At 62.8% G+C, this 20,154-nt stretch carries 19 protein-coding genes; 11 read left to right on the top strand and 8 right to left on the bottom strand.

The window, feature by feature from the left end:
• The first annotated feature begins 10 nt into the window (after window positions 1-10).
• Window positions 11-2,011 (top strand): monovalent cation:proton antiporter family protein, encoded by a 2,001-nt coding sequence (locus NITMOv2_RS20780; protein ID WP_053381675.1) that lies wholly within the window; start codon window positions 11-13, stop codon window positions 2,009-2,011.
• A 40-nt stretch (window positions 2,012-2,051) separates the two neighbouring features.
• Here NITMOv2_RS20780 and NITMOv2_RS20775 read toward each other — a convergent pair whose 3' ends face one another.
• The gene (locus NITMOv2_RS20775) at window positions 2,052-3,062 is read right to left on the bottom strand and encodes a Rieske 2Fe-2S domain-containing protein (RefSeq protein WP_238590412.1); all 1,011 of its coding nucleotides are present in this window, start codon (window positions 3,060-3,062) and stop codon (window positions 2,052-2,054) included.
• A 261-nt stretch (window positions 3,063-3,323) separates the two neighbouring features.
• On the opposite strand from NITMOv2_RS20775, the gene NITMOv2_RS20770 reads away from it, so the two are divergent.
• The 5 genes from NITMOv2_RS20770 (at window position 3,324) to NITMOv2_RS20750 (ending at window position 6,739) form a co-directional block, all read left to right on the top strand.
• Window positions 3,324-3,854: a DsrE/DsrF/DrsH-like family protein gene (locus NITMOv2_RS20770; RefSeq protein WP_083448266.1), complete on the top strand. Its 531-nt coding sequence runs from the start codon at window positions 3,324-3,326 to the stop codon at window positions 3,852-3,854.
• Between the two features lie 88 nt (window positions 3,855-3,942).
• Entirely contained in the window at window positions 3,943-4,188 is a 246-nt protein-coding gene (locus tag NITMOv2_RS20765) for a sulfurtransferase TusA family protein (RefSeq protein ID WP_053381673.1), read from the top strand.
• Between the two features lie 98 nt (window positions 4,189-4,286).
• On the top strand, window positions 4,287-5,762 hold the full coding sequence (gene ftcD / locus NITMOv2_RS23100) for a glutamate formimidoyltransferase (protein ID WP_083448265.1): 1,476 nt from the start codon (window positions 4,287-4,289) through the stop codon (window positions 5,760-5,762).
• 57 nt (window positions 5,763-5,819) lie between these two features.
• Entirely contained in the window at window positions 5,820-6,014 is a 195-nt protein-coding gene (gene rpsU, locus NITMOv2_RS20755) for a 30S ribosomal protein S21 (protein ID WP_053381672.1), read from the top strand.
• A 65-nt stretch (window positions 6,015-6,079) separates the two neighbouring features.
• On the top strand, window positions 6,080-6,739 hold the full coding sequence (locus tag NITMOv2_RS20750) for an endonuclease III domain-containing protein (protein ID WP_053381671.1): 660 nt from the start codon (window positions 6,080-6,082) through the stop codon (window positions 6,737-6,739).
• Window positions 6,740-6,807: 68 nt separating this feature from the next.
• Here NITMOv2_RS20750 and NITMOv2_RS20745 read toward each other — a convergent pair whose 3' ends face one another.
• Window positions 6,808-7,224 carry a hypothetical protein gene (locus NITMOv2_RS20745; protein WP_053381670.1) on the bottom strand — a complete coding sequence of 139 codons (417 nt, stop codon included), beginning with the start codon at window positions 7,222-7,224 and terminating at the stop codon, window positions 6,808-6,810.
• Window positions 7,225-7,229: 5 nt separating this feature from the next.
• Window positions 7,230-7,580 (bottom strand): hypothetical protein, encoded by a 351-nt coding sequence (locus tag NITMOv2_RS20740; protein WP_053381669.1) that lies wholly within the window; start codon window positions 7,578-7,580, stop codon window positions 7,230-7,232.
• A 111-nt stretch (window positions 7,581-7,691) separates the two neighbouring features.
• Between NITMOv2_RS20740 and NITMOv2_RS20735 the strand changes: the two genes are divergently transcribed.
• Entirely contained in the window at window positions 7,692-8,123 is a 432-nt protein-coding gene (locus tag NITMOv2_RS20735) for a PGPGW domain-containing protein (RefSeq protein WP_053381668.1), read from the top strand.
• 45 nt (window positions 8,124-8,168) lie between these two features.
• Entirely contained in the window at window positions 8,169-10,805 is a 2,637-nt protein-coding gene (gene polA / locus NITMOv2_RS20730; protein WP_145976461.1) for a DNA polymerase I, read from the top strand.
• A gap of 349 nt (window positions 10,806-11,154) precedes the next feature.
• Here the strand turns inward: polA and NITMOv2_RS20725 are convergent, their stop codons facing one another.
• From NITMOv2_RS20725 to NITMOv2_RS24140, 4 genes are all read right to left on the bottom strand, one after another.
• The gene (locus tag NITMOv2_RS20725) at window positions 11,155-12,279 is read right to left on the bottom strand and encodes a glycosyltransferase family 4 protein (RefSeq protein ID WP_083448264.1); all 1,125 of its coding nucleotides are present in this window, start codon (window positions 12,277-12,279) and stop codon (window positions 11,155-11,157) included.
• A gap of 234 nt (window positions 12,280-12,513) precedes the next feature.
• Complete coding sequence (locus tag NITMOv2_RS20720; protein ID WP_053381666.1) at window positions 12,514-13,779, bottom strand: hypothetical protein; 1,266 nt, start codon at window positions 13,777-13,779, stop codon at window positions 12,514-12,516.
• A gap of 71 nt (window positions 13,780-13,850) precedes the next feature.
• Window positions 13,851-14,417 (bottom strand): hypothetical protein, encoded by a 567-nt coding sequence (locus tag NITMOv2_RS20715; protein WP_145976460.1) that lies wholly within the window; start codon window positions 14,415-14,417, stop codon window positions 13,851-13,853.
• A gap of 4 nt (window positions 14,418-14,421) precedes the next feature.
• Window positions 14,422-15,666, bottom strand: coding sequence for a hypothetical protein (locus tag NITMOv2_RS24140; protein WP_187299295.1), 1,245 nt, complete (start codon window positions 15,664-15,666; stop codon window positions 14,422-14,424).
• A gap of 196 nt (window positions 15,667-15,862) precedes the next feature.
• Between NITMOv2_RS24140 and NITMOv2_RS20705 the strand changes: the two genes are divergently transcribed.
• Genes NITMOv2_RS20705 through NITMOv2_RS20695 form a run of 3 tightly spaced genes read left to right on the top strand, consistent with a single transcriptional unit; the run spans window position 15,863 to window position 18,707 of the window.
• Complete coding sequence (locus NITMOv2_RS20705; protein WP_238590411.1) at window positions 15,863-16,876, top strand: alkaline phosphatase family protein; 1,014 nt, start codon at window positions 15,863-15,865, stop codon at window positions 16,874-16,876.
• 5 nt (window positions 16,877-16,881) lie between these two features.
• Window positions 16,882-17,319: a hypothetical protein gene (locus tag NITMOv2_RS20700; protein ID WP_053381662.1), complete on the top strand. Its 438-nt coding sequence runs from the start codon at window positions 16,882-16,884 to the stop codon at window positions 17,317-17,319.
• 23 nt (window positions 17,320-17,342) lie between these two features.
• Window positions 17,343-18,707, top strand: a complete 1,365-nt coding sequence (locus NITMOv2_RS20695; protein WP_053381661.1) for a HEAT repeat domain-containing protein — start codon at window positions 17,343-17,345, stop codon at window positions 18,705-18,707.
• Window positions 18,708-18,907: 200 nt separating this feature from the next.
• Here the strand turns inward: NITMOv2_RS20695 and NITMOv2_RS20690 are convergent, their stop codons facing one another.
• Window positions 18,908-20,146: an LVIVD repeat-containing protein gene (locus NITMOv2_RS20690; RefSeq protein ID WP_053381660.1), complete on the bottom strand. Its 1,239-nt coding sequence runs from the start codon at window positions 20,144-20,146 to the stop codon at window positions 18,908-18,910.
• Window positions 20,147-20,154 lie beyond the last annotated feature (8 nt).

Below are 20,154 nucleotides of genomic sequence, written 5' to 3'. Positions count from 1 at the left end.
ACGATTGACCATGACCGACTACACGGTGCTCAGCAATCTGCTGGTGATCTTCGCGGTGTCGATCGCGGTCGTGTTCGTGTTCCATCAGTTTCGCCTGCCTTCGATTGCGGGCTTTCTGGTGGCCGGCTCGCTCATCGGGCCGCACGGCTTCCATCTGGTCTCGGATATCGGGACGGTGCAGACCCTCGCGGAGATCGGCGTCGTCCTCCTGTTGTTCACGATCGGGATCGAGTTCTCGCTGGTCCAACTGGCCTCGCTGCGCCGGCTGTTGTTCATCGCGGCGCCCATCCAAGTCGGCGGCGTGGTCCTGGTCGTCTGGATCGCCGCGATGACCGCCGGACTGGCGTGGCAGCAGGCCGTGTTTTGGGGATTCCTCCTGTCTCTGAGCAGCACCGCGATCGTCCTCAAGGCCTTGGCGGCGAGCGGGGAAACCGATTCCATTCACGGCCGGGCGACGATCGGCATTCTGGTGTTTCAGGATCTGGCCGTCGTGCCCATGATTCTGCTCGTCCCGATTCTGGCCAGTCCCAACGAAGGGGCGGCGGTATCGATTGTGCTCACGCTCGCCAAATCGGCGGCCGTCGTGGCCCTCGTCGTGGCCGCCGCCTGGTATGCCGTCCCCAAATTGCTCGAGCATATCGTCCGCAGCCGCAGCCGCGAGCTCTTTCTCTTGACCATCATCGTGCTGTGTTTGGGCATCGCTTGGCTCACCTCGCTCGGCGGGTTGTCCCTCGCACTCGGCGCGTTCATCGCCGGCCTGGTCATTTCGGAGTCCGAGTACAGCCATCAGGCCATGGCTGAAGTCCTGCCTTTCCGCGACAGCTTCAACAGTCTCTTTTTCGTCTCGATCGGCATTCTGATGGACTGGCGCGTGTTGCTTCAGTATCCCTTGGTGGTGACCGGCTTGTTGGGCGTGATCCTGGTCGTCAAGTTCCTCACGGGCGCGGGCGCAGTGCTCGCCGTCGCGGCGCCGCCGAGGGCCGCCGTCATGGCCGGCGTCGCACTGGCGCAGGTCGGGGAGTTCAGCTTTATTCTGGCGCAGGTCGGGCAGGAGAACGGGCTGCTGCTTGGAGCGCCTTATCAGGTGTTTCTGGCCGTCTCGGTCTGTTCGATGATCATCACCCCGTTTCTCATGCAGTGGTCGCCGCATCTCGCCCGGCGGGTCGAGGCCGTGCAGCGGGTGCGCGGGTGGTTTCCCACGCGGACCACGGCCCACGTCTTGGAAGCGGAAGGGCGGCATCTCCGCATCAAGGACCACGTCATCATCGTCGGCTATGGGCTGAACGGGCGGAACCTCGCCCGGGTGTTGGGCGAAACCGAGATTCCCTATATCGCCCTGGACCTGGACGGAGACACGGTGCGCCGGGAGACGCAGCACGGCGTGCCGCTCTATTACGGCGACGCGACGAATCCCAACGTGCTGCGGCACGTGAAGATCGAAGACGCCAAGGTCTTGGTCGTGGCGATCTCCGATCCCTTCATGGCGCGCCGCACGGTGCAGGTGGCGCGGGGGCTGAACCCCAAAATCCATATCGTGGTGCGCACCCGGTACTTGCGGGAGCTGGAAGAGCTGCATCAATTGGGGGCGGACGACGTCGTCCCGGAGGAGTTCGAAACCTCGATCGAAATTTTCGCGCTGGTGCTGCGGACCTACAATATGCCGCAGGAGTTCGTGATGCGGAAAGCCGAGCAGATCCGGCGGGAGGGCTATGCCTTGCTGCGGCGGAGCGAGCTGCCGGAGCTCGCGCACCATCTGCGCGGCGGCACGCTGAGCGATGTGGAAGTGGAAACCTGCCGTATCGAGGAGGATTCGCCGGCGGCCGGCAAGACGCTCGCGCAACTGGCCGTCCGGCCGCGCACCGGCGCGTCGATCATCGCCTGGACCCGAGGGGGAGTCACGGAATCGAATCCGTCCGAAAAGACGAAGCTGCAGGCGGGCGATATCATCGTGCTGCTGGGCAGCCGTGATCAGATCCGACGGGCTATGGGGTTGATCTTGGCTTCGGAATGACCCCGATCGGAGCCCGCCATGTCGGGGACGGGCGTCGAATTCAGCTTCTCCACCGCAGCGTGACTCGCTCTTTGAGGGGATGGTCCATCGGCTGGCCGGTTTGGACGGATGTCAGGTAGGCGGCCTTCAGCTTGTAGTACCACTTGGCCGGCATGTCGGCGTCGCCCAGAAACATCGACGACGGTTTGTGCCGCAGGCCGACGGCCAGGTTCTTCATCGCCCGTTCGTCCTGGCCCAGGAACATTTTGGTCAGCGTGCGAAAGATGAAGTTGCCGAAGGGCACCCAGTTCAACCCGTGCCACAAGGCGCTGAAGTGGATGCGGCATTCCATCTCGTTCACCGGCGTCGCCATGAGACGATTCGCGACCCAGAACGTGCCGCACTGCATCAGCTCGACGCGTTGATTCGGGAGCACGAAGTCGATCGTCGTGGTCAGCGGCCCACCGTAAATTTTCTGCAGCCAATGGAACGGCCCGCTGTTCTTGGCCGGCTGGTGCGCGACCATCCGGAAGCCGTTCGGGATCGGCTCGTACGTTTTCGCTTTTTCGTGCATGCGGGCGTCGCTCCGCCACCAGGAATGGACGTAGGGCCCGTGGACCGGATCGATCAGGCCGATGACGCCGTCGTCGGGCGTGCAGGTATAGGTCAGCGAGATATGGAACGACTGCTGCGGCTCCGACGGCAGCGGCAGGCGCGGCACGGGCGGCAGGGAGCCGTTATGCCCGCGGTCGTCGGCCACATAGATCCAGATCATGCCGTCGGTTTCGTCCACCGGGTAGGTGGGGAGCCGCACCTTGTCGGTCTGTACGGTATCGCCCTGCACGAGGGCCGGGATGCGGCGGCACCGGCCGTTCGTGTCAAACTGCCAGCCGTGATAGGGACATTCCACTCGCTCCCCGTCGAATCGCCCGAACGACAGCGGCATGCCGCGGTGGGGGCAAATGTCCCGCATGGCGGACAGCCGGCCCTCCCGGTCGCGGCACAGCAGGATCGGCAGATCGAGCATGGTGACGGCCTGCATCGACGACCGGCGCAATGTGTCGCTCGGCACGGCGGGGTACCAAAACCCGAGAAGGGGTGCTCCCTTGACTGAAACGATATCGTGCGCTGGCTGTACGTTCATAGACCGAGGAAGGAAATGCGGTGCCGCGATGCGTGGATACCGAGTTGGCCGGCACTATAACGGCCGATCGGAGCAAGGTCAAGCGAACGGCGGATCGGCGCCCGCGGTGAGCGTTTCTTGACTCTTCGAGGAACCCCATACTATTCTGTCTCACGCAGAAAAATCGCGGGTTCTCACCGAGGTGACATCATGAACGCCACGCAAATAGAGCCGACCGCCACGTTGGCCCACTTACAAGAGTCGAAGCCGGAGAAGGTCACGATCGTGCTGCTGAGCGGCGATCTCGATCGCGCCATGGCCGCGTTCATCATCGCGACCGGCGCCGCCGCGATGGGCATGCAAGTGACGGTGTTTTTCACCTTCTGGGGCCTGAACACGATCCGCAAAAACGGCGCGACCAGTTCCGCGAAGGACTGGCTCCGCCGGATGTTCGGCCTGCTCAATAAAGGCGGCGCCGAGTCCCTGCCCTTGTCGCGGTTCCATTTCGGCGGCATCGGGACGAAGATGATGCAGAAGGTGATGAAGCAGAACCGGATGCCCGGCGTACCCGAACTGATGCAGACGGCGCTGGATCTCGGCGTCCGGTTCATCGCTTGCACCACGACGATGGGGCTCATGGGGATTACGAAAGACACGCTCATCGACGGAATCGATCAGTTCGCCGGGGTGACGACCTATCTGGCCGAAGCGAAGCAGGGGAGCGTGAACTTGTTCATTTAGTTGATGGGTTTCTTTGGTTTGTCTGGTGCCAGGGGATTCGCAACCAGAAAAACCAAACAAACCAGACAAACCAAAGAAACGGGATTCTATGATGCAAGCCGATATCAAGCTCGATACGCTGGGGTACTTTTGCCCGATGCCCATTATCCTGACCTCCAAGAAGATCAAGGAGCTGGCGCTGGGACAAGTGCTGGAAGTGGTGTCGGACGACGAGGGCATCAAGAAAGACATGCCGGCGTGGTGCGAAACCACCGGCCATGAGATGCTCGGCATGGAAGAAGAACAAGCCAAGTCCGGCCGCATCTACAAAGCGTTCGTGAAGAAGGCCAAGTAACCGATCTTCACCCACCTCATGAATCCATTACGATGGAGCCGGAGGGAACGGGCGTTCCCTCCGGCTTTTCTGTTTGATGAGCCGCCGCGAGCGCGCCGATGAACCGGATCGTGAAATGTGTGCCGAATTTCAGCGAAGGCCGCGAGCCGGCGACGGTCCACGCCATCGTCGCGGCCGTGACGTCGGTGCCGGACGTGTGGTTGCTGGACCATTCCATGGACGCCGACCACCACCGTTCCGTCGTGACGTTTATCGGTTCTCCGGAGGCGGTGGCGGAAGCCGCGTGGCGGGCAATCCAGACGGCCACCAGGCTCATCGATCTCCGTCGTCACAGCGGCGTCCATCCTCGCGTGGGAGCGACCGACGTGGTGCCGTTCGTGCCCATCGAAGGCGTGACGATGGACGAGTGTGTCCAATTGGCCCGCCGGCTCGGCCGCCGGGTCGGCGATGAGTTGCGAATCCCGGTCTTTCTCTATGAGCGGGCGGCGACGACGTCAACACGGGTGCGACTGGAACGCATCCGACAGGGCGGACTGCCGGGGTTGCGCGCGCGGATGGAATCCGACCCGTCGTGGACGCCGGATTACGGCCCCCCGACATTGCACGACACCGCCGGCGCGATCGTCATCGGCGCCAGGCCGACGCTCATCGCCTTCAACGTGAACCTCAAGAGCCAGGACCTTCCGATCGCCCAAGCTATCGCGCGGGCCGTCCGCGAGTCGACCGGCGGCCTGCCGTCGCTCAAGGCCATCGGCGTGCCGTTGCCGAGCCGCGGTCTGGTCCAGGTCTCGATGAATCTTACGGACTATCGCGTCACCCCCCTGCAGGCCGCATTTCAAGCGGTGAAGACCGAAGCCGCCAAGTACGGCGTCGACATCGCCGGGAGCGAATTCATCGGACTCGTCCCGCAGGAGGCGTTGAATCAGGTGGGAGTTGCGTTTCTCGAATGCGAGCGATTCGACCCGGCGCAGATTCTTGAGACGCGCATGAGGGCGGCGATGGCGGGGGCGGACGGCAGCTCGTTGGCCGGCTTTCTCCGCGACGTCGCTGCGCCAAACCCGACGCCGGCGGGAGGGAGTGTGGCCGCGCTGGTCGGGGCGCTGGCCGCGGCGCTGGGAGTGATGGGCGCACGACTTGCGGAGCGAGGCGAGGCCGAACAAACATTGCTCCGATTCGCCGAGCGGCTGCAGGGGCTGGTCCAGGCCGATATGGCAGCCTATGGTGAAGTGGCGCGGGCCGGCAAAGTTCCAAAGGAGCGGCCGGAGCGGTCCGATCACATGGAAGCGGCGATGCATCGGGCGACGGCGGTGCCGGTGGAGATTGCCGAGGCGGCTTGTGCGGTCGGCCGGGCGGTGGCGGCCTACCGGGACGCCGCCAAGCCGGCCGTCCGGTCGGACTTGACCGTGGCGCTGATCATGGCTCTCGCTTCTTCCGAGGCCGGACTCCATACTGCCAAAGTCAATATCAAGCTATTGAAAAATAAAGAAGTGCGGGCGATGTTCGAAGGTCGGATCGCCGCCGTGACTCGAAGTCTTGAGGAACTCCGGGGGCTATGCTACACTCCGCCGTCTTGAAGACGTGGTGACAGCCCCAGAACAGGCGCAGCCTGAGAAAGTAGAAAGTCGGATCGGATGGAAATCAAAGTTTTCAACAACAACGTCGAAAAAGCCCTGAAGGTCGCCAAGAAGAAGCTCGCCGGCGAAGGTCTGTTCCGGGAGCTGAAGCGCCGCCGGTATTACGAGAAGCCGAGCGTGAGAAAGAAAGCGAAACAGCGCGAGGCTCAACGGCGCCGGCAGAAGTGGCTGGCGAAGCGGAAGCCTGAGTAGAGGGCAACCACGCCGCTCGAGCCCTCCCCATCCCTCTGTGCGCCGACTTCGAGACTCCTCGCTCGATGCGTCAGGACCAGATCCACGCGGCCCTTCGGATCGTCAAGCGCGAAATCCGCCAATGGCAGGAGCCGGTGGTCGGTGTCGTCGCCCGTGAGTCCGCCCGTGATCCCTTTCGGATCCTGATCTCCTGTCTCCTCAGTCTCCGGACCAAAGACAAGACGACAAGTGAAGCCAGTGCGCGCCTGTTTGCGTTGGCCCATACGCCGGAGACCTTGCTCAAGGTTCCGCTGAAGCGCATCGAAAAGGCCATCTATCCCGTCGGCTTCTACCGCACCAAAGCCAAAGCCATTCACCAGATCTGCCGCCGGCTCATCGATCAGTACGGCGGCACCGTGCCGGATTCCATCGAAGAGCTGGTCACGCTTCCGGGCGTCGGCCGGAAGACGGCGAATCTGGTGGTGACGGTCGGCTACGGCAAGCCGGGGATCTGCGTGGACATCCATGTCCACCGCATCAGCAACCGATGGGGTTATGTGAAAACCGCCACACCGGAACAGACGGAGCAGGCCTTGCGCAGCAAGCTGCCGAAACGGTACTGGATCACCTTCAACGATCTGCTGGTGCCGTACGGGCAGAACCTTTGCCAGCCCGTCTCTCCGTTTTGCAGCCGCTGCAAGATCATCGAGTACTGCGATCGGGTCGGAGTGACCACGTCACGGTGAGGCGTGACCTGTGACGGTGACAAGGTTGGCCCGCGATTTCGCTGGTCGTGCGTCACCCGTCACGGATTTCAGATGAACAGCTTCGTTTCGGCGTCGGCGGTGAGTGTCAGAATGGCGGGCAGGCCCAGCACTTCATCGACGTTCTTTTCCACCGCCGCACCGTCTACGCCCATGTACTCGAGGCCGGCGCTGCAGGCGATCAGCCGAAAGCTTCCCACGTGTTTGGCGTCTTGAAACATCTCGGAAATCTTCGGCACTTTCTTTTCCTTGAGCAGGCGCGCGACCTGGTCGGCCGAAGCGGCATATTCCGGCGGGAAGTCCAGCTCGTCGATCCTCCCGTCCGCGAGTTTTTTGATCGTCCAGAACAGCAGGACGACGATCACCTCTTTCCCCATGGCGGCGGCGGTCATGCCGAGCGTGGCGACTTGGTGAAGCTTATCGTAGGTGGCGTTGTGGGCGAAGATCACGAACTTGGGTTTCGGCATGGAGCTTACTTTTTCTGAGCGCGGGTTTTCACGCTGTTGACGTAATCCGCGATGGCGGCGTCCACCTCGCCGGCGGTCAGCGGGCGGTCGTGCGTCTCGCTTTCGTCCACGAGGTAACGGTCCTGGTCCTTCTCCTGCCGTACCACCACGGTGTTCTCCGGCGTCACCTCGATCAGCATGAACCATTCCTGCGCGCCGCGCGTAATCACCACTTCCTTCCCCAGCCCTTTCTTGGAGATTTCGATGTGAAGCTCATCCGCGCCGGGCAGATCGGCCGCCTGCCCGACGGGGTCGGAAAAGGTAACCAGCGCAAGGACCGCGGGGAGGAATAGCCACCGAAAGACAGTCACAACCATGACTCGACCTCGTGCGGCTGATTATAGCCCCGGCCTCCCGCCGGGTAAACAGAGCTGTGCGCCGCCGTTCGCCTTGAGGGTGTCTGAGGCCCATGTTAGGATGCCCGACCGATGGACGCTCTCCTGGCAGCGGTTCACCAGTATGTTTCAACCGATACACTCGTCGCCCTCACGGTCCTCTCCTTAATCTTTTTCGTCGGGTCGCTGGTGGCGATCCCATTTATCCTGGTGCGGCTGCCGGCCGACTTTTTCGATACGCGGGTGCCGCGACGTTGGATGGCCGATCACCACCCGGTGCTTCGGGGGCTGGGCCATCTGGTAAAGAACGTCGTCGGCGCCGTATTTGTGTTCGTCGGGTTTTTGATGTTGTTCCTGCCCGGCCAAGGCATCCTGACGATGTTGATCGGAGTGACCATGCTGGACTTCCCGGGCAAGCGGAAGCTGGAAGCCAAGATGATCGGGCAGCCGACCGTCCTCAGCGCCATCAACAGCATGCGCGAGAAATTCGGCAAGCCGCCGCTGACGATTGCGCCGGATCCCTGAACGTCCTACTGTTCCCTTTTGGCCTGTTTCCTTGTGTCGTCGCCCATGCCGACCCTCTATCTCATCGACGGCAGCGCCTACATCTATAGGGCGTTCTTTGCCTTGCCGCCGCTCTCCAATTCCAAAGGCTTCCAGACCAACGCCGTCTACGGATTTACGACCATGCTGCTCAAAATTCTGCGGGAACACCGCCCGGACGCGGTCGCGGTGGTCTTCGATGAGAAGGGTCCTACGCAACGGCATGAGGAGTATCAAGCCTACAAGGCCCAGCGCCCGCCGATGCCGGACGCCATGAGCGCGCAAGTGCCCTACATTCACCGGGTGGTGGAAGCGCTGGCGATCCCCGCCATTCGGCTGGCCGGCCATGAAGCGGACGACATCATCGGCACCCTGGCGCGCAAGGCGGAGCAGGCGGGGCACGACGTGGTGATCGTCACGAGCGACAAGGACATGTACCAACTCTTGACGCCCCGCGTGCGGATCTACGATCCGGTCAAAGACAAGTGGATCGGCGAACCGGAATGCCGCGAGCGATTCGGGGTGGAGCCGGCGCGGGTGGCGGAGATCATGGGCCTCATGGGCGACGCCATCGACAACATTCCCGGCGTGAAGGGCATCGGGGAGAAAACGGCTACGAAGCTGATCGGCCAGTTCGGCACGATTGAAGAGCTGTTGCGGCGGGTGGAGGACGTGACGCCCGCCAGGACGAAAACCATGCTGATCGAGCAGGCCGAGAACGCCCGGCTGAGCCGGCGCCTGGCGACCATTCAGACCGACAGTCCGGTGGAGTTCGACGCGGAGGCGCTGCACGTCAAGCCGGCGCACGAGGACCGATTGGTCGAGCTGCTTCGCGAGCTCGAATTCACCTCCCTGTTGAAATCGGTGCAGCCGTCGGCGCCGCAAGCGTCGATCCATGATGCCGCCGTCGAAACGATCGAGAGCGAATCGGCGGCGAGGGCCTTCGTCGACCGGATGGGAAAGACGGAGACGGTCGCGGTGCACTGTCTCCTTTCCGGTCCGCCCGGCGTTCGGGCCGATGTGCAAGGGATCGCGCTGTCGGCGGCCTCCAGGACGGCCTTCATCCCGCTGGACGTGCATGGGTACATGCGCCCGATCACGGCGTTGTTTCACGACGCCACGCGAACCAAGGCCGTTCACGATTTGAAGTCGGTGTTGCTGGCGTTGCACCGGATCGGCGTGACGCTGGCCGGGCCCTATTTCGACACGATGATCGCCGACTATCTGTTGAATCCGAACCGGCGGGACCATGGGCTCGATACGCTGGCTTTGGAACTGCTGGACCATCGGCTCGGGGCGCGGGAAAGCGAGCCGGCTCCCGCTGCATCCTTGTTCGAAGTCGAAACCGGCTCGCACGAACAGGCCGCCGAACGTGCCGCCGCCATCGCGAAGCTCGCGCCCCTCATGCAGGAACGGTTACGGGAGCAGGGTAGCCTGAAGCTGTTTCAAGACGTGGAAATGCCGCTCGTCCCGGTATTGGCCGACATTGAACGAAACGGTTTTTTGCTGGATGTCGACGGGCTGCACGCGCTGAGCAAGGAACTGGAGCGCGAGCTCGACCGGATGATGGAAAGCATCGCACGATTAGCCGGTGGGGAGTTCAACATCAATTCGCCGAAGCAACTGGCGGCGGTCCTGTTCGAAAAGCTCGCCTTGAAGCCGATCCGCAAAACCAAGACCGGCTATTCGACCGATGAAGACACGCTCACCCAGCTGGCTGCGCAGCACGAGCTACCCGCGCAGATTTTGAACTACCGGACCTTGAGCAAGCTCAAGTCCACCTATGTGGATGCGCTGCCCGAGCTGATCAATCCCGACACGAAGCGGCTGCACACGTCGCTGAATCAAACCGTGGCCGCGACCGGACGGTTGTCCTCCACCGAGCCGAATCTGCAAAACATCCCGGTGAAAGGCGACTACGGCCTGCGAATCCGCGAAGCCTTCATCGCGCCCAAGGGCCACGAGTTGCTCTGCGCCGACTACAGCCAGATCGAGCCCCGCATCCTCGCCCACCTCTCGCAGGATCCCCGGCTCGTCGGCGTGTTCGCCAAGGGCGAGGACATTCACATGGCGACCGCCATGGAAATCTTCGGCTTGCCGTCCAGCCAGATCACACGCGAGATGCGGCGGGCGGCCAAAACCGTCGTGTTCGGCATCGTCTACGGCATCAGTCCGTTTGGGCTATCACAGAACATCGGCGTGTCGCAGGCGGAGGCGAAGAAGTACATCGAGACGTTCTTTGAAAAGTTCGCCGCGGTCCGTGAGCTCATGGACCGGAATATCTCGGACGCGAAGACCAAAGGCTACACCACGACGATCCTCGGCCGCCGCCGGCCGATCCCCGAACTGCACAGCGGCGATCCGGTCCAGCGCGGCGTCGGCGAACGCATGGCGGTGAACAGCCCCATCCAAGGCTCCGCCGCCGACTTGATCAAGCTCGCCATGATCAATGTCCACAGGAAGCTGCACGAAGACCTCCCGCACGTGAAGATGATCCTCCAAGTCCACGACGAGCTGATCTTCGAAGTGCCGGAGCACGATCTGGACGAAGCCAAGCGGCTGGTGAAGAGCGAAATGGAAGCCGTCGGGAAGCAGCTCAACTTATCGGTGCCGCTCAAAGTAGATTTAGGCGTTGGCAAGAACTGGCGGGCAGCGCATCCCTAGCCGTGTTGGAGCACGGTATGGCGGTGAAACTGATGCCCCGGTGCGGCGTCCCGAGACCGGCCGCCTGCCGATATTCTTGGCCTTCAGTTTGATATCTCCTGCACGGCTATGTAGGAGACGGAACGCCAAAGACTGCTAATCATCATATCGGCAGCGATCCGACGATCTGTGCGGAAGCGCTGTTATTCATGGCATTCAGAGGAACTGATCGCGAAGTTTCCACACTTAAGCCTCGCTAAGGTCCACGACGCCCTGGCCTACTACTAGGACAGGCAGGCGGAGATCAATCGAGAGATCACTAATCCAGCCGGTGGCTATCAAGCTCTATCTCAATCTCAATGAGGACTTTTCACGCTGTTCCAGCCTGAGGGATGGCCAAGCCAGTCGGATTCATGCGCGACAGCCTGCTCCTCCTCGACCTGCCATTGAGGAACCTTCTCGGTCTCGCCAACACGGCCGCCATCCGTTCGTAGATCGCGAGATAGTCTTCCACCATGCGCTTGACGGTGAAGCGCGTCTCAAAGGACTCGCGGCAGCGCCGGCGTTGGATTAACGGCAGCCGATCGATCTTCGCGACCATGTCGTTCAGGTTGTCGCAGATGAATCCGGTCACGCCGTCTTCGATGATCTCCGGGATCGAACCGCGCCGGTAGGCGAGGACCGGCGTGCCGCAGGCCAGCGCTTCGATCAACACGATGCCGAAGGGTTCCGGCCAGTCGTAGGTACAGAGCACCGCGGCCGCCTCGCCGAGAAAATCGCACTTCTCCGCATCCGTGATCTCGCCCAGATATTCGATCAGCGGGTGATCCAGCAGCGGTTCGATAGTCGTTTCGAAGTAGTCGCGATCGACGGGATCGACTTTGGCGGCGATCCGCAGCGGGATGCCGACTCGCTTCGCGATCTCGATGGCGTGATCCGGTCGCTTTTCCGGACAGATGCGCCCGAGATAGGCCAGATAGGAGCCGGGATTGGGATGGAACTCATAGAGATCCGGCAGGCCGTGATAGACGGTGCCCTGCCAATTCGCATCGGGCAGCGGCAGGCGCTGCGAGTCGGAAATGGAAACCACCGGCATCTCGGCATACTCGCGAAAGATCGGGACCAGCTCGGGCAGATCCAGCCGGCCATGGAGCGTGGTCAGGACCGGCGTGGCGCAGCGGCGGCTCATCGGAAAGCTTAAAAAATCCAAATGAGAATGGATGATGTCGAATTCCTCCGCCTCGGCGCCCAAGGCCTGTTCCTGCATGAGAATGAGCGGCGCGTCGCGATTCACGGGCCCGCTGAGGAGCCGAAGGGCATGCGGGCAGGCCGGCCTGAGGTCGGCCGTCGTGTGTGAGTCGCCGCTCGCGAAGAGGGTCACTTCATGGCCCTGGCGGACGAGCTCTTCGGTGATGTACGAGACGACGCGTTCTGTTCCTCCATAGAGTTTGGGCGGCACGCTTTCCCACAGTGGAGCGACCTGCGCGATCTTCATGTGGCGTGGTTCCTTTCTGGTTGTGATGCCCGCGAACACGCCGGGGTAGGTTGCACGCGACATGCCATGTCAGAACGCTTGCAGAAGCGGCATTCCAAGCGCGTTTCTACAGGGTCTGGAGGTTTCACTAGCACTGGGCGCCTTCACTCTGTATGGGAAAAGCAGCACGAACGACGGATTTCCGTCTTCGCAGAAGAAGCGGGCCGGCGAGGAGTGGAAAGGATTAGACAGAGATTAGGAACGATAGAAGACTCGGGCCACTTCAGACAGATTGAACAGCATCGCGTTCAGTCTCGTGTAGGCCGCGTGGCCGTAGTAGTGGTCGCGCACGTTCGTGGAGCCGGTGCAGTCTTTGTAATCGACCAGCAGGCAGCGTCCATCGCTGGGAAAGCGGACGGCCCGGCGCGCGCATTCCAACCACCGTTCGAACCCGTCGTACGGTTCGACCAGTTCCCACACCGCTTTGTTGGCGCTCTTCGCGACGTCGGTGGCCGGCACGGCGTCGGTCCCGGCCACCGCCAGTTCCTGGACATAGTCGCCGCCCCAGGCGATCGGCATCTCCATCGTGATTTGGGGCAATTCCATTTTGGCGAGCCACGTCTTGCCGTCGGTCCGCAGATTGCGGTGGTTCACGACATGCAGCAATGTCCCGATGCCCGACGGGTCCCAGCCATAGCGGACCGGCGTGCCGAGCGTCACAACATCCAACGAGGCGCCGTTGAGCAGCGTGCCGGCGTTCAAGAGCGGTTCGATGGTCGAGATAGCGGCCCCCAAGTGCGGCTGATTCGCCGAGCCGGCGTAGTCGCGCAGCAGCCCGAGCAGCTTCGGCCGGCCGGTGATAGGGCTGGGGCACAACAGATTCGAGGCGAGCGCCGGCACCAAACCGGCCTGGCCATGTGCGAATACCAGCAGGCGCTTCCCCTGTCCCAGCGCATACTGTTCACAGAGAGTGCGCAACGAATTGAGCAAGCGCACCGCGGCCATCGCGCGACCCAGGTGATGGTGCTCGCAGGTCCAGAGGATGCGCGTGCAGGAGATCGGCTGGGACAGGCGCTTGTTGATCGCCTGTTCGAACAGCTTCACATACGCATGGGTGAAGTTGCCTGCATCACCGGCCTGCTGATCGACCAGCGCCTTCGTCGCTTCGTCATCGGGCAGAGGCGGCTTGAGCCCCGGCAGAGGGGGAATGCCGTTTTCGCCTTCGCGCATGGCGGCCAGCAGCGCGTCCAGCCCGGACACGCCGCGCGAGTAGCCGCGCTTGAGCCCGCCGACTTCGTCCAACCGCTGGATACCGAAGACGTCCGTGCCGTGGATGGAGCCATGCAGAAACACGACGGCGTGGACTCCGGCTTGAGCGAGCGCGGCTCCGCCGTCTGCCATGGCCTCGAACCAGGCCGGCGATTCCGGCTGCGCCCCAACCGTCAGTTCCGCCGTGGACAACCGATCTCCCGGGTTCTTGCGAGAGAGCTCGTCGTGCTGAAAATTGTTCTCGATCGGCATGGCAGTCAGACTTACCGCAAGTGAACGCGGAAGTGCAATCAGGGGAAGGTGAAACGGGAAGAAGGCAACCTTTACCGGGATGTCGGAGGTCCGGTGTCGGGATCGGTTGTCTGCTTATGAGGCATGGGCGTCTTCGGCATGACGGCGGTGGCGGTGCAGATCTTTTGCTCTTCGTCGATCCGGCGGTCGACGATCTTCACGCCGTGCAGGTACTCCTGTACGATTTCTTCCCTGGTCAGCTCGATATCCTGCTCAGCCTCGCGCCCCATCCGCTCTCGGACGCGATCGACCATGTGCTCTTTCACCATGACGCGAATCTGCTTGGCCACATCGGTCCGCGCGGACAATTCGGAGACGCGCTGGCAGACGATCTTCCCTTTGGTCAAATCCCCTTGGCCCCTGCCGATCCAGTACAGGTCCGGAGAGTACCCGCCGTTCATGTCATCGGGGTTGGTTCTGCCGGCGCCCGGACGGTTCGAGCCCTGGCTTTCACTTTGCTGTGCGAGCCGGTCGAAGGACCGGTCCGCGTGCGATCGGACATCGTTCGGCTCGTCGGCATGCAGAACCTGCGGCGCCCAGGCAGTAGAGCCTGCCATGCTGAGCAACATCAGCGCAGCCTGGAAGAATCGAATCCGCACCGGCTTACCTCCCTCGTCCGCCGCCGCGTCCCCCGCCGCCTTTGCCTCCGCCGCTTCCTCCACCGCGGGCGCCGTTGCCTGGACCGGCACCGTAAGATCGCGGCGCCAACCGATGGGGAACCCGTGGGACCTGATGGGGGATCGGCGGATGGATTTGATTGATGGTCGGCGGCCGGCCGCCGCGTTCACCTTGTTGGAGGAACTGTTGCAGTCGTGTTGTGGATCGGGAGGGCGACGGCTGTCCCGCGGACGGGGGCAGCAAAGGATTGAGCTGGTGCACATCCGTCAGCTGACGCGAGCCGGCTTGATTGCCGATCTGCGGCGGTGCGGTCGGCGTCCGATGGGTGATCTCGTTCAACGTCCGCGGAACGGTCTGCGAGCCGGGGGACGGGACGATCTCATGACTCGGCATCGTCTGGAGGCCCGAGCCCGGCGCGGGAGGAGCCGGCGGTGGCGGCGGGGCAGGCGGCTGTCTGGTAGTAATCACCTGCTGCGCCGTCGCGATGTGGGGACTGTTCGGGTACAACCCGCGCGCGACGTTGAGCAAGGCCTGCGTCTGCGCGAGGCCGATCCAGAGATTGGGATAGACCACCGGCGACACCAGCACCCAATCGGTCCAGGCTTGGGACACGATGGCGTTGGATTGGACGCGATTCAGAATCTCCTGCCGCTGCTGGGCGGCCTGCTGCGCCTGGTCCGGCGTCGTGGCGGTCGCCAGGGCCTGATTGGCGGCGTCGAGGTCCTTCTGCAGCTGTTCGTTCTCCTGCTTCAACGCGACGAGTTGCACACGGGCGTCTTCATTGTCCCGGAGCGCCGCGATGGCCCGGCCGACTTCTTCCGTGTCGATCTGCGCGATGAGGTCCACGTGGATCACGACGGTGTCTCCGTCGAGTGCGGTATTGATTTGCTGGTCCAGCACGAGGACCAAGCCGGCCGTATACGTATGGATCTCGTCCTTCGTAATGTCCATGCCGTCCACAACCGTGACGCTCTCCAAGTAGGTGGCGACCTGTTCGAGCGCGTTCCGCTTGGCGGCTTCCGTGGCCAGCCGGACCGCGTCTTCCCGTGTGTCACGGTCGCCCATACGATGCTCGCCTTGCGCCGTGACGACGCGAATTTCGGCTTGAGCCGAGTCGACTACGAAGACAAAATCGCTGAATGGGGAGACAAAGAGAAACAGGATCGCCAGCCCAAGGCGGTGTGAGGAGGCACGGCGGGCTCCGGACTGCTGCTTCGGCCGCCTGCGCATCGCCTTCACCCCTTACGAAGACCGACGCATCCGCACCTAGTTGGTTGACAGAGTTCAGCGGGCGAACGAGGTCAGCTTACCACCGCCCAACCCCTTTCGCCAGCGGGAGTCCGGCGGCCGGCCACCTTGCCTTCCAGAAAATTCGCGTGATAAGGTACCACTCCCGATTTTGAGGTATCCCATGACGAGGTTTCCTGTGGCTCGCTTATCCCGATCCATGCCGCTCATCCTTCTTGTCGGCGCGGCGCTCTGGACGCTTGAGACCCTTGCGGGCGTTCCTCCAGCCGGAGCCGCTCCGACCGAAGGCAAGGTCGCCGCTCCCGCCGCCACCGAACATGTCATCCTGTTCGTGCTTGAAGGGTTCGGCCAGGACTCGCTCAAAGGCGGGACCATGCCGCATCTCAGCAAGTTGGTCAAAGAGGGAGCCGTCACCTGGTCCGCCACCGGCGTAAAGCCGGCGCTGCGGCTGCCGACGATGGCTTCCTTGATTACCGGCATGCCGGTCGAGAAACACGGCATCACGTGGAACACCTTCGAATTCAGCCGTGGCTATCCCCGCCAGCCGAGCCTTTTCGACTATCTGGATTTGAGCGGCGGTCGGGACAGCGCGATTTTCTACATGGACGAGTCCCTCTATCAGCTGGCACGGCCCGAACCCTATACCGACTACCAACTGTGCGGGGCTCTGAGACCCGAATGTGGTCCGGAAAAGATCGTCTCCTACATCCAGCAGTATTTTAAGAAGGCGACCAGCGGGCACGGCTACGGACATGCCATTCTCTCGCTGCCACATCTATTGGTGGTCCATCTGCCGGAAGCGGGACGCGCCGGTGTCGCGCACGGGTGGAATTCCAAAGAATACCGGGAGGCGTTGCGGGCCGTCGATGCGGCGATGAAATCCGTGTTGGATTTGTTCAAGGAATATAAACTGCTCGATCGGACGACGGTGATGGTCACCGCGCTCAGCGGCCAAGGGACGGATCCGGGAGCGGACGCGCCGACGACCGATCAGCCGACCGTTCCCTGGATCGTCTCGGGTGCCGGGATCAAGCCCGGCCAGGTCATCCGCCAGCCCGTGTCGATCCTGGATACCGGGGCGACGGTCATGCGCATCCTCGGGCTGGAAACGCACACCGAATGGGAGAGCAAGCCGGTCGAGGAGATCTTCAAGACCGCCGCCGTCTCCGCCGCCACATCGAAGAAACAGTAACCACCATGTCGGTCCAAGTCATGAACTACCGCTGTTGGCTGATTGTCGGATTGCTGGCGCTGTCCGCCTCGCCGGTTCTCGCCGGACCTCCCGCCGCCCACTTGCGCGAGCACACGATCACCATCGACGCCACCAAATTGGTTCCGGCCTCCTGGTGGCAGGTTCCCGGCGTCACTCCCTCGATCTGGAATTCCGACCCGGACTCGCTCGATGCGCCGAAAACATCGGAGAAGCGGGAGCTGAAACTGAAGCCGGGCAAGTACAAATTCATCAGCTTCACCTTCGATTTCCCCTTCACGGTGAATCTGGACGGCACGCTCGATTTCTCCAAATCGCTGGATCAGTGCATCGAGGGGCGCGGGACGCAAACCCTCGTAGTGCGGTGCAAGCGGATGTACCCTCATGGCGGCCAGCGCGATTCGTATTACGACCAGCAACCATAGTGACATAAGTTCATAAAGCAATTATGGCGCAGGTACTGGAAGATCTCCTCGAGGCTCTGGAAGACGTCGACGACGCCACGCGCGAAGAGGCGGCGAAGGCCCTGGCCGAGCTGGGCGATCCTTCGACCCTCGACGCGCTCATCGGCGCCTGCGGCGACGACTTTTGGTCCGTCCGGGCCTATGCCGGCTGGGGCGCCGCCAAGATCGGCGGCCCGAAAGCCGTGGAAGCTCTCGTCGGGCTCTTCAACGATCCGATCATGGAAGTCCGCAACCAAGCGGTGGACGCGGCGACCAAGATGGGGCCGGCCGTCGTCGACCGCGTGATCGCCGCCCTGAAGGATGAGCGCTGGCGGGTGCGGGAGCATGCCGCCAAGACCTGCGGCAACATCAAGGAAAGAAAAGCGGTCGATGCGCTGGTGGTGGCGTGCCGCGACCGCGACGGCGCAGTCAAGAGCGCGGCCGCCGAGGCGCTGGGCAAGATCGGCGATCCGAAAGCCGTGCCGGTTTTGATCAAACTGTTCCGCGACTCCTCCAAGATCGTGCGCGAGACTGCCGGCACGGCGCTGGTTTACATCGGCGAGCCCTCCGTCGATCCATTGATCGAGGGGCTGAAAGACAAAGACTTCGTCGTGCGCTGCCATTGCGCCCGCGCCTTGGGCGGGATGACGACCGACTACCAGATCGGCCGCACGTGGGTGCGCGATCCGAAGGTGGTGGATGCCTTGATCGCGGCGCTCAAGGATCCCGACCGAGCCGTCCGCGAAGACGCGACGATCGCGCTGGGCATGATCGGCGACGCGCGCGCGATCGACGCGCTGATCGAAGCGATGAAGGACGGGGCGGTGAAGCGGCATGCGATCGCGTCGCTGGGCATGATCGGCGACCCACGCGCCTTACCGGCCGTGCTCGACGCGCTCAAGGGCAAAGGCATCAAGCAGGAAGGGTCGCCGACGCCGGGCTGCATCGTCAGCGAGGACGCCTTTATCAAGGAAGCCGCGGCGACCGCGCTCGGCCAGTTCCGCGATCCCCGGGTCATTCCCGACCTGATCATGTTGCTGAAAGACGGCGTGCTCCGCGAAAAAGCGGCGGCGGCGCTCACGGTGATCGGGGACACGGCGATCGAGCCCCTCATCGCCTTTCTGTATGACCCCAAGGCGTCCGAGGTCGAAGCCGAAGGCGAGCGGGTGCTTTCCTATGCGTCCGTCCGTCTGACCGCGAAGGACGCCTTGCGGTTGATCGTCCTCGAAACGTTGGAGAAGCTCGGCTGGACTCCGCCGGCCGAAGAAGTCGAGATCAGCTCCAGCCAGGCCGATAATCTGCGCGTCGACCGTCCGCTCGGCGACACGGGGCGGTTCGGCCCCTCCGGCGACATGGCGAAATCCCACTAGCCGATCCCCATAAAGCTTCCCAGGCGGCGTTCTCGTCGCCTGTCTCCCTGCGACATACCGGAACGGTATGCCTCGGTCGCCAGGCTCCTGCGGCCTTGCCTGGAAAACTTTCTGTGGGTCTTCCTCGGCTACACTCACTCGTGAAGCGGCCTTGCGTTCCAGCCTTTTGGCCAGCCGGCACGTCCGGCAGCTAGTTCTTTCTATCTCCTCACCGCGATGCCATGCGTGTCGGCGGTTTCTTTGCCGTCTTTCATGTTCGTGATCGCCGCTTGGCCTTTGTAGTGCCCGATTTTTCCACCCGCATCCACATGGATGACGCCGACGCCGGGAATGGTCCCCTTGGCGTTGTTCACGGTCTTGTCGTTGCCGGTGAGGGGATTGGGCCCGCGCAGGCCGACGAAGACATACTGCCCGTCCGGCGCGACGTCCATCAGGTCGGGAGCCGGGTCTTGGTTCTTGTCGGTCACCAGGTCGACGGATCCGACGCTGAGGTTCGAGAGGGTGTCGATGATCTCCACGTTGTTGCCCGCCCGGTCGGCGCTCCAGACGTACCGCCCCACCCCCACCATTCCGTGCGAGTCTGCGAATTTGTCGTCCCGCTGGGACACCAGTCTGGCCGAGATTCCCTTGGGCAAATCGGACAGATCCAACGCATAGACGTCGTAGGACAAGGGCGCGATGGGCCACCCGCCGCCGGAATTGATGTACATCGTGCCGCCGGCTTGCACGCCGCCGCAGCCCGCCGGATGCACTTGATTGTTGTTCAGCGTGGCGACGACCTTCATCGGCGTCGCGGTCACATCCACGACCAACAATCCGCCCCCGCGCAGCGTCACGAAGGCGTAGCGGCTCGAGGCCTCGGTGATGGGGCAGATCGGGGAGGTGTCCGGCCGTTCGCCGCTCTCCATCGGTGCCAAGTTCATCACGTCTTTCTCGGGATCGAAGCTGAACTTGTGGGCCTTATAATCCGTCCAGATGCGGATGAACTTCTTCTCGGCGATGTTGGCGGCGATCGCCATTTTTTGATCCGGCGTGGGCCAGGCGGCGTGCACGTTCTTCCCCATCGACAGGCAGGCCTCCGGCTTTTTCGTCGCGGCGTCCATGAAGAGGACCTGTCCGCTCAGGAAGGAAACAATCGCATGGTCCTGGGCCGCGTTGAAGAACAACATGTGCGGGCGGCGCACGGCTTTCTTCGTGGCCTCTTCGCAGAACTTGCCGATCTCGCCGGAGAAGTCGATGGTTTGCGTCGGCTTCGCACCCGGGGGGTTGGCCGCTAATTGCGCGCCGTCATAGATGTACAGGAACCCCCCGCTCTCTTTGCCCGTATCCGACTGGTCGGTCAGCCAGACTTCATAGGCCTGTCCCGGTCCGGCCGGCAGTACCAACAAGACGATGAGGAACAAGGCCGCCGTCAGGGCGGGGAGTCGCAAGCTCTTCATGATGGCCC

This window comes from Nitrospira moscoviensis (assembly GCF_001273775.1).
GTDB classification, from domain to species: Bacteria; Nitrospirota; Nitrospiria; order Nitrospirales; family Nitrospiraceae; genus Nitrospira_D; species Nitrospira_D moscoviensis.
Note: the sequence above shows the minus strand (reverse complement) of the source record. Positions and strands in the feature narration are given on the sequence as shown.

Bases quoted from the DNA above. Each gene is read 5' to 3' on its own strand.
- NITMOv2_RS20750 (WP_053381671.1), top strand. From the start codon at position 6,080: ATGCGTCAGGACCAGATCCACGCGGCCCTTCGGATCGTCAAGCGCGAA.
- NITMOv2_RS20700 (WP_053381662.1), top strand. From the start codon at position 16,882: ATGTCGGTCCAAGTCATGAACTACCGCTGTTGGCTGATTGTCGGATTG.
- NITMOv2_RS20725 (WP_083448264.1), bottom strand. From the start codon at position 12,279: ATGAAGATCGCGCAGGTCGCTCCACTGTGGGAAAGCGTGCCGCCCAAA.
- NITMOv2_RS20740 (WP_053381669.1), bottom strand. From the start codon at position 7,580: ATGGTTGTGACTGTCTTTCGGTGGCTATTCCTCCCCGCGGTCCTTGCG.
- NITMOv2_RS24140 (WP_187299295.1), bottom strand. From the start codon at position 15,666: ATGCGCAGGCGGCCGAAGCAGCAGTCCGGAGCCCGCCGTGCCTCCTCA.
- polA (WP_145976461.1), top strand. From the start codon at position 8,169: ATGCCGACCCTCTATCTCATCGACGGCAGCGCCTACATCTATAGGGCG.
- NITMOv2_RS20765 (WP_053381673.1), top strand. From the start codon at position 3,943: ATGATGCAAGCCGATATCAAGCTCGATACGCTGGGGTACTTTTGCCCG.
- NITMOv2_RS20695 (WP_053381661.1), top strand. From the start codon at position 17,343: ATGGCGCAGGTACTGGAAGATCTCCTCGAGGCTCTGGAAGACGTCGAC.
- NITMOv2_RS20780 (WP_053381675.1), top strand. From the start codon at position 11: ATGACCGACTACACGGTGCTCAGCAATCTGCTGGTGATCTTCGCGGTG.
- NITMOv2_RS20745 (WP_053381670.1), bottom strand. From the start codon at position 7,224: ATGCCGAAACCCAAGTTCGTGATCTTCGCCCACAACGCCACCTACGAT.
- rpsU (WP_053381672.1), top strand. From the start codon at position 5,820: ATGGAAATCAAAGTTTTCAACAACAACGTCGAAAAAGCCCTGAAGGTC.
- NITMOv2_RS20770 (WP_083448266.1), top strand. From the start codon at position 3,324: ATGAACGCCACGCAAATAGAGCCGACCGCCACGTTGGCCCACTTACAA.
- NITMOv2_RS20720 (WP_053381666.1), bottom strand. From the start codon at position 13,779: ATGCCGATCGAGAACAATTTTCAGCACGACGAGCTCTCTCGCAAGAAC.
- ftcD (WP_083448265.1), top strand. From the start codon at position 4,287: ATGAACCGGATCGTGAAATGTGTGCCGAATTTCAGCGAAGGCCGCGAG.
- NITMOv2_RS20690 (WP_053381660.1), bottom strand. From the start codon at position 20,146: ATGAAGAGCTTGCGACTCCCCGCCCTGACGGCGGCCTTGTTCCTCATC.
- NITMOv2_RS20735 (WP_053381668.1), top strand. From the start codon at position 7,692: ATGGACGCTCTCCTGGCAGCGGTTCACCAGTATGTTTCAACCGATACA.